12 protein-coding genes and 1 pseudogene are annotated in these 11851 nt (G+C 70.3%); 7 read left to right on the top strand and 6 right to left on the bottom strand.

Going from position 1 to position 11851, the window contains the following annotated elements; all coding sequences use genetic code 11:
• Positions 1 to 265 (top strand): annotated as a pseudogene (locus ACWEVN_RS41320) (hypothetical protein); the annotation flags it as partial.
• 34 nt (positions 266 to 299) lie between these two features.
• Here the strand turns inward: ACWEVN_RS41320 and glfT1 are convergent.
• From glfT1 to wzm, 3 genes are read right to left on the bottom strand one after another with little or no spacing between them, the layout of a single operon-like run.
• Positions 300 to 1208 (bottom strand): galactofuranosyltransferase GlfT1, encoded by a 909-nt coding sequence (gene glfT1, locus ACWEVN_RS41315; RefSeq protein WP_449685649.1) that lies wholly within the window; start codon positions 1206 to 1208, stop codon positions 300 to 302.
• Entirely contained in the window at positions 1208 to 2023 is an 816-nt protein-coding gene (gene wzt, locus ACWEVN_RS41310; RefSeq protein ID WP_310968140.1) for a galactan export ABC transporter ATP-binding subunit Wzt/RfbE, read from the bottom strand. The genes glfT1 and wzt overlap by 1 nt, the downstream gene beginning before the upstream one ends.
• Before the next feature lie 3 nt (positions 2024 to 2026).
• Positions 2027 to 2992 carry a galactan export ABC transporter permease subunit Wzm/RfbD gene (wzm, locus tag ACWEVN_RS41305; RefSeq protein WP_310968139.1) on the bottom strand — a complete coding sequence of 322 codons (966 nt, stop codon included), beginning with the start codon at positions 2990 to 2992 and terminating at the stop codon, positions 2027 to 2029.
• 128 nt (positions 2993 to 3120) lie between these two features.
• On the opposite strand from wzm, the gene ACWEVN_RS41300 reads away from it, so the two are divergent.
• Both ACWEVN_RS41300 and neuC read left to right on the top strand, forming a co-directional pair.
• On the top strand, positions 3121 to 4146 hold the full coding sequence (locus ACWEVN_RS41300) for an N-acetylneuraminate synthase family protein (protein WP_452054919.1): 1026 nt from the start codon (positions 3121 to 3123) through the stop codon (positions 4144 to 4146).
• Positions 4139 to 5269 carry a UDP-N-acetylglucosamine 2-epimerase gene (gene neuC, locus ACWEVN_RS41295; RefSeq protein ID WP_452054918.1) on the top strand — a complete coding sequence of 377 codons (1131 nt, stop codon included), beginning with the start codon at positions 4139 to 4141 and terminating at the stop codon, positions 5267 to 5269. The genes ACWEVN_RS41300 and neuC overlap by 8 nt, the downstream gene beginning before the upstream one ends.
• Here neuC and ACWEVN_RS41290 read toward each other — a convergent pair.
• Complete coding sequence (locus ACWEVN_RS41290) at positions 5266 to 5940, bottom strand: acylneuraminate cytidylyltransferase family protein (protein ID WP_452054917.1); 675 nt, start codon at positions 5938 to 5940, stop codon at positions 5266 to 5268. The genes neuC and ACWEVN_RS41290 overlap by 4 nt on opposite strands.
• 101 nt (positions 5941 to 6041) lie before the next feature.
• Here ACWEVN_RS41290 and ACWEVN_RS41285 point away from each other — a divergent pair, with 101 nt between their 5' ends.
• Both ACWEVN_RS41285 and ACWEVN_RS41280 read left to right on the top strand, forming a co-directional pair.
• The gene (locus ACWEVN_RS41285) at positions 6042 to 6725 is read left to right on the top strand and encodes a hypothetical protein (RefSeq protein WP_449685654.1); all 684 of its coding nucleotides are present in this window, start codon (positions 6042 to 6044) and stop codon (positions 6723 to 6725) included.
• Between the two features lie 14 nt (positions 6726 to 6739).
• Positions 6740 to 7177, top strand: coding sequence for a hypothetical protein (locus tag ACWEVN_RS41280; protein ID WP_449685655.1), 438 nt, complete (start codon positions 6740 to 6742; stop codon positions 7175 to 7177).
• A 123-nt stretch (positions 7178 to 7300) separates the two neighbouring features.
• On the opposite strand, the gene ACWEVN_RS41275 is transcribed toward ACWEVN_RS41280, so the two are convergent.
• Positions 7301 to 7873: a bacterial proteasome activator family protein gene (locus tag ACWEVN_RS41275; protein WP_449685656.1), complete on the bottom strand. Its 573-nt coding sequence runs from the start codon at positions 7871 to 7873 to the stop codon at positions 7301 to 7303.
• Between the two features lie 134 nt (positions 7874 to 8007).
• Here ACWEVN_RS41275 and ACWEVN_RS41270 point away from each other — a divergent pair, with 134 nt between their 5' ends.
• A complete protein-coding gene (locus tag ACWEVN_RS41270; protein WP_004558816.1) occupies positions 8008 to 9207 on the top strand; it encodes a cysteine desulfurase-like protein in 1200 nt (399 codons plus the stop codon).
• On the opposite strand, the gene ACWEVN_RS41265 is transcribed toward ACWEVN_RS41270, so the two are convergent.
• Entirely contained in the window at positions 9204 to 10181 is a 978-nt protein-coding gene (locus tag ACWEVN_RS41265) for an NAD(P)H-quinone oxidoreductase (protein ID WP_449685657.1), read from the bottom strand. The genes ACWEVN_RS41270 and ACWEVN_RS41265 overlap by 4 nt on opposite strands.
• Positions 10182 to 10262: 81 nt before the next feature.
• Here ACWEVN_RS41265 and ACWEVN_RS41260 point away from each other — a divergent pair, with 81 nt between their 5' ends.
• Positions 10263 to 11804, top strand: coding sequence for a M28 family metallopeptidase (locus ACWEVN_RS41260; protein WP_452054916.1), 1542 nt, complete (start codon positions 10263 to 10265; stop codon positions 11802 to 11804).
• Positions 11805 to 11851: the final 47 nt, after the last annotated feature.

The following is an 11851-nucleotide window of genomic DNA, read 5'->3' as shown; positions in this document are numbered from 1 at the left end:
GGGCGCGGGTGCCGCGTCCGGGGCGGCCCGGCCGGGTGGGATCGGTGCCGCCGAAGCGGCCGCGGGACGCGGGATGGGCGGCCTCGGCGCCGGTGCCGCCGGCCGCGGCGGGGGCATGGGCCCCGGTGGTGGCCTGGGCCGCGGTCAGAAGGGCGAGGGCGACGAGGACACCGAGCACTCGCGGCCGACCTACCTGGTCGAGGGTGACCCCGACGAGGTCTTCGGCACCGACATGCGCACCGCGCCGCCGGTCATCGGCGAATAGCACGAAAAAGGGGCCCCCGGCTGGGGGCCCCTTTTCAGTAGCGGTAGAACTTCTCCGCGCGGCCCTGCCGCACCAGCTTCAGCCACTGCAGGAACGCCTTCGGGTCCCGCTTCACGCCCACGAAGTACAGTCCGAACCGGACGATCTCCAGCGCGCCGATCTTCCGCATCCCCGGCTGCGACAGCAGGTACCCGCGGTTGCGGTACGTGTAGTACCGCTTGACCTCGTTCTCCGGGTCCTGCGCGTGGAACTTGCCGCCCAGCATGGGCTTGAACTCGTCCGAGCCGTCCGGGTGCAGGTACTTCGTCTTCAGCGACGTGCCGAACGGCAGCCCCGAGCGGGCCAGCCGCCGGTGCAGCTCGACCTCGTCGCCGCGGAAGAACAGGCGCAGGTCCGGCACGCCGACGACGTCCAAAGTGGACGCCCGGAACAGCGCGCCGTTCATCAGGGACGCGATGCCCGGCAGGAAGTCCGCGCCCAGCTCGGACTGCGAACGCTTCCAGGTCAGGCCGCGGCGCAGCGGGAACGCCAGTTTGTCCGGCGCGTCGATGTTCGACACCACCGGCGAAATCTCCGCCAGATCCCGCTTTTCCGCTTCCTCCAGCAGGATCGCGAGCACGTTCTCGTCGGCCGGACGCCCGTCGTCGTCGGCCAGCCAGACCCAGTCCGCGCCCAGCGAAAGCGCGTGCAGCATGCCGAGCGCGAACCCGCCGGCGCCGCCGAGGTTCCGGTGCGACGGCAGGTACGTGTACGGCAGCGGGTAGTTCTCGACGACTTCGCGCGCGGAGTCGTCCGGCCCGTTGTCGACGACCACCAGGTGGTCGACCGGCCGGGTCTGGGCCGCGATGATCTTCAGCGAGTCCGCGAGCAGCTCGCGCCGGTGCCGCGTGACGACCACGCCGACGACCGCGCCGTCGGGCAGCTGCCGGGTCTCGCTCGCCATCATTCCCCGCCGTTCGTCGTCGCCACCGGCTCGATGCCGAAGCGCTGCAAGGTTTCCTGGCTCATGTTCTCGAAGGGGTCGCGGCCCTTGTAGGACGTCAGGACGTCCCGCAGCGAACCCTGCTGCTTGAGGTGCCCCTCGTCCATCCAGATGGCCGAGTCGCACAGCTCGAACAGGAACTCGTCCGAGTGGCTCGCGAACACCAGGATGCCGGAGCGCTTGACGAGGTCCTTGAGCCGGTCGCGCGCCTTGTTGAGGAACGCCGCGTCGACCGCGCCGATGCCCTCGTCGAGGATGAGGATCTCGGGGTCGATCGACGTGACGACCCCCAGCGCCAGCCGCACGCGCATACCGGTCGAGTACGTCCGCAGCGGCATCTGCAGGTAGTCGCCGAGCTCGGTGAACTCCGCGATGTCGTCGACCCGCTTCTCCATCTCCTTGGCGGTCATGCCGAGGAAGAGGCCGCGGATGATGATGTTCTCCTGGCCGGAGATCTCCGGGTCCATGCCGACCCCGAGGTCGAAGACCGGCGCGATCTTGCCCTCGATCCGCGACGACCCGCGGGTCGGCTCGTAGATGCCGGCGAGCAGCCGCAGCAGCGTGGACTTGCCCGCGCCGTTGTGTCCGACCAGGCCGACCCGGTCGCCTTCGCGCAGGTTCAGGGTCACGTCGTGCAGAGCCTCGATGATCGGCACCTTGGTGTCGGTACCGATCTTGCCGCCGACCTTGCCGAGGACCTTCTTCTTCATCGACCGGGTCTTCGCGTCGAAGATCGGGAAGTCGACGAAGGCGTTGTGGACGTCAATGCTGACCATGTGTCACACCCAGTAGGAGACGCGGGCACGGTAGTTGCGCATCGCGACGAGCGCGAGCGCCCAGCCGACGACGGTGATGCAGCCGACCACGATCCAGTTGCCGGCGGTGAACGTCTGGCCGAGCAGCGGCGCGCGCACCACCTGGATGAAGTGGTACAGCGGGTTGGCCGTGATGTACGGCAGCGCCCACGAGACGTTGTCCCGGGCCCCGCCCGCCATCAGCTGGTCCACCGGCCAGACGATCGGCGTGGCGTAGAACAGCAGCTGGATCAGCGAGTTGATCACCTGCGGGATGTCGCGGAACCGGGTCGAGATGATGCCCAGCAGCAGCGTGACCCAGCCCGCGTTCAGCGCGAGCAGCGCGAACCCGGGGATGGCCAGCAGGATCGACCAGTTGAGGCCGGGGTGGCAGAACGTGCCGGCGCAGGCGTCGAACGTCGGCGTGACCGGGCCCTTGGTGAGGGAGTACGGCCCGTCGAGCGAGTTGAAGAAGATGACCAGGACCACGACGTAGACGATCATGTTGTGCGCCAGCAGCAGCGTCTGCCGCCACACGGTGCGCAGCATGTACACGCTCAGCGGCGCCGGGAGCTGCTTGATCAGCCCCTCGTTCGTGATGAACGTTTCCATGCCTTCGGAGAGGCAGCCGCTGACGAAGCCCCACAGGATGAAGCCGGTGGAGAGGTAGGGCAGGAACACCTCGACGGGCGTCGCGAACAGCTGCGAGTACAGCAACCCGAGCCCGAGCGCGATGACGGCCTGGCTGATGGTGATCCAGAAGGGCCCGATCACCGAGCGGCGGTACCGCTGCTTGATGTCCTGCCAGCCGAGGTGACCCCACAGCTCGCGGGCGCGGAAACCGGCCTTGATGTCGGCGAAGGCCCGCGAGAACGTCTTGCTGTCCGACGTCGGCGGTGCGGACGTCGCTACTGGTGAGTCTGCGGCCTGAACCGTGCTGGTGGCATGCACGTGGACGAGGGTACCGATGGGATCCGGGGCGCCTTGAGAGGGCACGGGCGTCGGGCGGGACCGGGCCCGGCGGCCCACGGGATAAGGTCGGGGACGGACCGCAGCCACGCAGCGACCCGGAGGTCTCCATGTTCATGCTCGGCGAGCACCCGGTCGGTGCCGACCACCCCCCTCTCGTGATCGCCGAGATCGGGATCAACCACGAGGGCGATCCCAAGAAGGCGCACAAGATGGTCGACGATGCCGCGGACGCCGGCGTCCAGGTCGTCAAGATCCAGACCCACGTCGTCGACGACGAGATGATCCCGAACGACGTCGTGCCCGGCAACGCCGACGAGCCGATCTGGGACATGATGAACCGCGTCGCGCTCACCGCCGAGGACGAGCGCGAGATCAAGGCGCACGCCGAAGAACGCGGGCTCGTCTTCCTGTCGACGCCGTTCTCCCGCGCCGCCGCGGACAGGCTGGCCGAGCTCGACGTCGCCGGGTTCAAGATCGGCTCGGGGGAGTGCAACAACTACCCGCTGATCCGGCACGTGGCCTCGTTCGGCAAGCCCGTCATCCTCTCCACCGGGATGAACGACGTGGCCTCCATCACCCCGGCCGTCGAAATCCTGCGGGCCGCGGGCGTCGGCTTCGCGCTGCTGCACTGCACGTCGCTGTACCCGACGCCGCCGGAGCAGGTGCGCCTCGGCGCGCTCGCCGAGCTGCACGCCGCCTTCCCGGACGCCGAACTCGGACTTTCCGACCACACCACCACGATCTACCCGTGCCTGGGTGCGGTCGCGCTCGGCGCTTCGGTGCTCGAGCGGCACTTCACCTCGGACATGAGCTGGCCGGGCCCGGACATCCCGGTTTCGTCGACGCCGGCGGAGTTCAAGCAGCTCGTCGAGGGCTCGCGCCTGATCCACGCGGCGCGCGGCGGGTCGAAGCAGATCCTGGCCGAGGAACAGCCGACGATCGACTTCGCCTACGCCTGCGTCGTCACCACCAAGGACGTCGCCGAGGGCGAGGTCCTGACCACGGACAACATCTGGGTCAAGCGCCCGGGCACCGGCGAGATCAAGGCCAAGGACTACGAAAGCCTGCTCGGCCGGGCCGTCACCCGGGCGCTGCCGGCGAACACGCAGGTGAGCTGGGCGGACCTTGGCTGAGTCCGGGCGGCGTGAGGTCCTGTTCCTCACCGGGACCCGCGCCGACTTCGGGAAGCTGCGGGATGTCATGCTCGCCGTGCAGAAGAGCCCGGTGCTGTCCGCACGCATCGTCGTCACCGGCATGCACATGCTGCGCAGCTACGGCTACACGGTGCGCGAGATCGAGCTGGCCGGGCTGGAACGGCTGCACCTGATCCCGAACCAGATCGAAGACGAGCCGATGGCGCTCGTGCTGGCCAACACCGTCCAGGCGCTGGCCCGGCTGGTGCACGAGGAGCAGCCGGCCGCGATCGTCGTGCACGGCGACCGGGTCGAAGCCCTCGCCGGGGCGATCGTCGGCTCGCTCGCGAACGTGCGGGTCGTGCACATCGAAGGCGGCGAGGTCAGCGGCACGATCGACGACGTCATCCGGCACTCGCTGTCGAAGCACGCCCACGTGCACCTGGTCGCCAACGAGACGGCCCGGCGCCGGCTGCTGCAGCTCGGCGAGGAGGAGGACCGGATCTTCGTCGTCGGCAGCCCCGAGGTCGACGTCCTGACCTCGGCGCGGCTGCCCGACCTCGACGAGGTCCGGCGCCACTACGAGATCCCGTTCACCGACTACGGCCTGCTGGCCCTGCACCCGGTGACGACCGAGCGCGACCAGAACCGGCGCAACGCGGCGGCCGTGGTCGACGCCGTGCTCACGGAGGGCAACTGGGTCGTCATCGATCCGAACAACGACGAAGGCTGCCGCGAGATCAGGAGCGAGCTCGACCGGCTCGAGGGGCCGCGGTTCGTCCGCCTGCCGTCGATGCGGTTCGAGTACTTCGTCACCTTGATGAAGAACGCGGCCGTCGTGCTGGGCAACTCGAGCGCCGGCGTGCGGGAGGCGCCCGTCCTGGGGACGCCGTCGGTCACCGTCGGCACCCGGCAGCGCAACCGGGCGATGGCCCCCAGCGTGCTCTCGGTCGAGCCGGCCGCCGACGCCGTCGCGGCCGGGATCGGCAAGGCCCGCGCCATGGGCCGGTGCGAGCCGCACACCGAGTTCGGCGAGCCGGGTGCGCACCGCCGGATCATCGACCTGCTCGAAGGCGAGGAGATCTGGCGGCCTTCGCTCTACAAGGCCTTCGTGGACCGCTAGCCGGTCACGTGCTGCTCGGCCAGCACGAGGTCCGCGGCGGAGTCGATGTCGATCGCCCGCTCGACCGGCACGAACTGGGGCCGCACCTCGGGGATGAAGAACCGCTCGTGCCGGCGCAGGTCGCCGGCTCGGACGAGGTAGATGCCGCCGGTGGGCCGCAGCACGACCGGCAGCGTCTGCCGGGGTGCTTCGAGGTCGGCCCAGTCCCGGACCGGGGCGATCCCGCCGTCCGGCGTCTCCAGGCACACCTTCAGCGGGTGGTGGTCGGTCGAGCGGCACATCTGCACGACCGAGCCGGTCGGCCGGTCCGCGTGGATGTCGAGGCATTCGGCGATGTCCTCGGCCGTCCGCAGCGGCGAGGTCGGCTGGAGCAGCAGGACGAGCGTCGAATCGGGGACGCCGAGCGTGTCGAGCGCGTGCGTGACCGCGGGCAGTGTCCGGCTGGTCGCGTCCGCGAGGTGGGCGGGCCTGGCGACGGTCCGGGCGCCCTCGGCCTCGGCCGCCGCGGCGATGTCGGCGTCGTCGGTGGTGACGACGACATCGGGGATCCCGGCCGCGACGGCGGTGTACACGGTGTGCGCGACCAGCGGACGGCCCCGGAAAGGCGCCAGGTTCTTGCCCGGCAGCCCGACGGAGCCGCCCCTCGCCGGGACGATGGCCAGCGCGGTCACAGAGGACCCCTTCCGGGTGACGACAGTGGTCTGTCGGCTATTGTCCGTCTGCTCGGCTGCCCCCTGACGGCGGCCCCGGACACCGATGCCTTGGGGGAGCGATGAGTCAAACCCAGTTCGCGGGCGAAACCTCCGAGCAGCTCGCCGAGGGTGACATGCTCCGTGACCTCCTCACCGCCTACGCCCGCGGCCAGCGCGTCGAGACGATCGCGGTGGTCGGCAACGCGCCGATGACGCCGGACGCCGAGCGAGCCGCCCTGATCGACGGCAGCGACCTCGTCTTCCGCATGACGACCTTCGCGCTGGACGAACCGGACGCCGAACCCACGTACGGCCGCCGCACCGACGTCGTGGTGGTCCACCGCGGGGTCATGGTCTCGCCGTACACGTTCGCCGACTACACCTCGCGGCTGTACCTGCTCGCCGAGCCGGGCCGGCTGTTCTGGGAGCCCGAGACGCTGCCCGACTGGTGGCCCGCCGACCTGGGTTTCGTGCCGATTCCGAACCGGCAGTTCGTGCTGCCGCTGTCGAAGCTGCTGGGCCTTTCCGCGGACGAGCACGTCTGGGCCACGACCGGCACGCTGGTGACCTACCTGTGCCGTCGGCTGTTCCCGGAGGCGCTGGTGCGCCTCACCGGGGTGTCGATCATCGAACGGCCGGACCAGACCGACTTCGAGCACGCCTGGGGCAGCAAGGTCGGGGTGACCGCGGAACACCGGCTGCACGCGGAATCGAAGCTGCTGAGCACTTGGCGTGACTCCGGAAGAATCGAGATCATACAGTGAGTGACATTCGCGGAGTGGTGGTTCCACGGGCGAAAGCGCTCGCCGGCCTGGCCTGGCGACCGGTGATGGCCCGGCTCCGGCCGCGCATCGAGCAGATCGCGACCGACCGCATCCAGCCCGAACTCGACCGCCTGCACGGCCACCTCGCCGATCTGCGCCGGGACGTCGAGCACGCGACGCAGGAACTCGACGGCCACGTGAAGTGGCTCTACGACGAGCAGCGCCGCTTGGCGCCTCACCTGGCGGCGCTGGAGGCCCGTATCGCGGCCTTCGAGCGGCCGGGGTCGGTGGCCCGCTTGGCGGAACGGCTCGAGTACGCGCCCGATGAGGCTGAGGAGGTCCGCGCGGAGCACGCCCGCATCCGGGCCCGGCTGGCGGCGATCTCGAAGTACGAGGAGCGCTTGGCCCGCTTGGAGCAGGACGTCGCGGCCCGGCGCGAGGTCACCGGCTGAGTCCAGGAGCGCAAGACCCCCGGCCCTCTCCGGTGGGGTTCCGGCAAAGCCGGTGGCTGCTACGCGGTGGAAGTTGTCCACAGAGGTTGTCCACAGGCCCTCCGGTCTGTGGACAACCTCCCCTCAGAGGTACTGGCCCGTCCCCGAAATCCCCGGCCCGTGCTCCGGCCCGTGGCCCTGCCCAGCCAGCCCCGAAGGGCCGGCCGGCAGCCCGCGCCGCATCTGCTCCAGCTGGACCCGGGCCGCCATCTGCTGGGCGAACAGGGCCGTCTGGATTCCGCTGAACAGGCCTTCCAGCCAGCCGACCAGCTGCGCCTGGGCGATCCGCAGCTCCGCGTCCGACGGGGTCGAGTCGTTCGTGAACGGCCTGACCAGCCTCTCCAGCTCGTCCTGCAGCTCCGGGGCCAACGCCTTCTCGAGCTCGCGGATCGACGTCTGGTGGATCTCGCGCACGCGCGTGCGGGACGCGTCGTCCAGCGGGGCCGCCCGGACCTCCTCCAGGAGCTGCTTGATCATCGTGCCGATGCGCATCACCTTCGCCGGCTCCTCGACGAGGTCGCCCACCGACTCGGGGTGGTCGCCCTCGACGGGGGCCGCGCCCACTGGCGTGCCGTCCGGTCCGACGACCACCACGTGGGGTGAAGATTCCTGGCCCGGGTCACCCGCTGTGAAGTTCGGCTCGGTCATGTGCTCCATCCTGGCTTGCCTTCGACACGCTCCGCGACACCCACGGGGTGTCCGTCTCCGAGCGTAGCCGTAAACCGGGTTCCCGGTGGCTCTCCACCCAACCCCGGACGCACGGCGAAACCGCACGTCCGTACGGTGTCCCCATGGCGTTCGACGTCGCTCGTATCCGTGGGCTCTTTCCCGCGCTGGGTGACGGCTGGATTCACTTCGACGGCGCCGCCGGAATGCTGGTCCCGGAACAGGTCGCTTCGGCCGTTTCCACGGCGATGCGAGCCCCGGTGTCCGGGCCGGGCGGAGCGTTTCCGGCCTCACAACGCGCGGAAAGCATCGTTACCGCGGCCCGCCGGGCCGTGGCCGACCTGGTCGGGGCCGACCCGGCTGCCGTCGTGCTCGGGCCGAGCGCGCCGGTCATGCTGCGCCGGCTCGTCGACGCGCTCGCCGAGCGGTGGACCATCGGCGACGAAGTCGTCGTGTCCCGGCTCGACGAACAAGCCAACCTGGCGCCCTGGCAACGCGCCGCCAAGCGGGTCGGCGCCGTCGTGCGCTGGGGTGAGATCGACATCGAGACCTGCGAGCTGCCCGCGTGGCAGTACGAGCAGCTCGTGTCCGCGCGCACCAAGGCCGTCGCCGTCACGCTCGCGTCCGGGTCCGTCGGCACCCGGCCGGACGTGCCGACGATCATCGAGTTCGCCAAGCGGGTCGGCGCGCTCGTGGTCGTCGACGCCACCTACGCCGCGCCCTTCCTGCCGCTCGACATCAACGCCCTCGGTGCCGACGTCATGGTCGTCTCCGCGCAGGCCTGGGGCGGTCCCTCGGTGGGCGCCCTGGTCTTCCGCGACCCCGAGCTGATCGAACGGATCCCGTCGGCGTCGCTCGACCCGATGGCCCGCGGCGCCGCTCGCCTGGAGCTCGGCCCGCACGCCTACCCGCTGCTCGCCGGCCTCATCGCGTCGATCGACTACCTCTCCGGCCTCGACGACGCCGCCACCGGATCGCGCCGCGAGCGGCTGGTCACCTCGCTCGGGTCGGCGAAGTCCTACCACGCCGGGCTGCTCGCGCAGTTGTCCACGGAACTGCTGTCGCTGCGGCACATCATGGTCATCGGCAACGCCATGCGCCGCATCCCCGCGCTCGCCTTCGCCGTCGCCGGCAAGAAGGCACCCGAGGTCGCCGAGTACTTGGCAACGCAGGGCCTGTGCGCCTTCGCCGACGACGGCACGAGCGGCGTCTTCGCGTCACTCGGCGTCGGAGAAGTGGGCGGCGCCGTGCGGATCGGGCTCGCCCACTACTCCAACGTCTTCGAGATCAACCAGCTCGTGCGCGTCCTCGAAGAACTGCGTTAGGACTTCGCCGCCAGCAGCACCTTGCCGAACACGCTGCCCTCTTCGAGGATGCGGTGCGCGGTCGAGGCCTCGGCCATCGGCACGACCTGGCCGACGATCGGCTTGACCAGGCCGTCGGAAACCAGCGGCCACAGGCGCTCGCGGACGTCGGCGACGATCGCCGCCTTCTGGTCCAGCGGCCGGAAGCGCAGGCCCGCGGCGAACACCGACGCCCGCTTGCCGAGCAGCGCGCCGACGTTCAGCTCGCCCTTGACCCCGCCCTGCATGCCGATGATGACCAGCCGGCCGTCCTGCTGCAGCGCGTCGACGTTGCGGCCCAGGTAGGACGCGCCCATGTTGTCGAGGATGACGTTCGCGCCGCCGGTCTCCGCGCGGAGCACCTCGACGAAGTCCTGCTCCTTGTAGTTGATCGTGAGGTCGGCGCCGAGCTGGCGGCAGCTTTCGAGCCGGTCCGGCGAGCCCGCGGTGACGGCGACCGTCGCGCCGAGCGCCTTGCCGACCTGGATGGCGTGCGTGCCGATGCCGCCCGCCCCGCCGTGGACCAGCAACACCTCGCCTTCGGTGAGGTTGGCGTGCATGACGACGTTCGCCCACACCGTGCAGGCCACCTCGGGCAGCGCGGCCGCCGTGAGCAAGTCGATCTCACCCGGCACCGGCAGCAGCTGCCCCGCGGGGACGACCGCCTTCTCCGCGTAGCCGCCGCCGGAGAGCAGGGCGCAGACCTCGTCGCCGACGGTCCAGCCTTCGACGCCCTCGCCGAGTTCCGCGATCGTGCCGGAGCATTCGAGGCCGAGGGTTTCGCTCGCGCCGGGTGGGGGCGGGTAGTGGCCCTGGCGCTGCAGCAGATCCGCGCGGTTCACCGCGCTCGCCGCGACTTCCAGCAGCACCTCGCCGGGGCCGGGCCGCGGGTCCGCGACCTCCGCCCACTCGAGAACGTCCGGGTCACCTGGTTCACGGATGGTGATCGCGTACATGTGTCGACCGTATACCGCGGCGAAAGTTCCCGCCGAAAGGCGCATTGACGGACTTCGCATAGGGAACAAAGGTGAGCAACCATGTCACTCTTCAGAACGAAGTTCCTCCCGCCGGTGGCGATAGCCGCCGGTGCCACGCTGGTGCTCGGCCTCACCCCGGCCGCCGCCGCGAACACGGTCCCCGACGGTCCGGCCCTGGCGAAGCAGCTCGTCAAGAAGGTCGACGTCAACGGCGTCAACCGGCACCTGATCGCCCTCCAGCGCATCGCCGACACCAACGGCGGCACCCGCGCGGCGAGCACCGAGGGCCACAAGAAGTCCGCCGAGTACATCGCCACCAAGCTCGAGGCGGCCGGCTTCCAGGTCACCCGCCAGGAGTTCCCGTTCACCTACTCGGAGACGCTCGCCGAGAAGCTGACCGCGGGCGGCGCGAACGTCCCGGTCATCGCCATGGAGTACACGAAGTCGACGCCGGTCGGCGGCATCACCGCGCCGCTGTCCGTGGTCGCCGTGGACGACACCAGTGGCTGCGAGGCCACCGACTACACCGCGGACGTCGCGGGCAAGATCGCGCTGATCAAGCGCGGTGGCTGCTCGTTCGCGCAGAAGCAGCAGACGGCCGCCGCCGCGGGGGCGATCGGCGCCATCGTCTACAACAACACCGACGGCGACCTCAACGGGACCCTGGGGGGTCCGGAGAACGCCGCGATCCCGACCGGGGGCGTGACGGCGGCCGCGGGGGCGCAGCTGGCCACCCTCGGCGGGCAGAACGTGACGCTGGAGCTGCGGGCCTTCCAGGAGGCGCGGACCAGCTACAACGTCATCGCCGAGACCAAGACCGGCCGCAAGGACAACGTCGTGATGCTGGGGTCGCACCTCGACAGCGTCCCGGCCGGCCCGGGCATCAACGACAACGGCAGCGGCTCGGCGGCCCTGCTGGAGACCGCGCTGCAGCTGGGTAGCAGCCCGAAGGTCAACAACGGCGTCCGCTTCGGCTTCTGGAGCTCGGAGGAGTTCGGTCTGATCGGCTCGACCTACTACGTCGACCAGCTGACCTTCGAGCAGCAGCTCGACATCGCGCTGTACCTGAACTTCGACATGATCGGCTCGCCCAACGCCGGCTACTTCGCCTACGACGGCGACAACTCCGACGGCGTCGGCGCCGGTGCCGGCCCGTACGGCTCGGCGCAGATCGAGAAGACCTTCGTCGACTTCATGCAGGCCGCGCGCGGGGTGTCCCTCGAGGGCACCGACTTCACCGGGCGTTCGGACTACGGCGAGTTCATCGCCGTCGGCATCCCGGCCGGCGGGCTCGACACCGGTGCCGAGGTGCTGAAGACCCCGGCGCAGGCGGCGAAGTGGGGTGGCCAGGCCGGCGTCGCGTTCGACCCGTGCTACCACCAGGCCTGCGACAACCTGGGCAACATCGACCGGGTCGCGCTGGACCGCAACGCGGACGGCCTCGCCTGGGCCCTCGGCGTCTACGCGACGAGCACCGAGAGCATCAACGGTGTCCAGCCGGGCAAGGCGAAGGCGGCCAAGCAGAAGGCCGCCGAGCGCAAGGCGCAGCGGAACTTCTCGGCCCGCGCCGTCGCGGGTGACCCGCACGCCCTGACCGCCTGACCCAAGCGCCCCAATGTGGCGTTCGGTGCGTTGGACGCACCGAACGC

This window comes from Amycolatopsis sp. NPDC003861 (genome assembly GCF_053605405.1).
The sequence above is the reverse complement of the archived record's forward strand: the minus strand, read 5'-3'. Positions and strand labels throughout refer to the sequence as shown.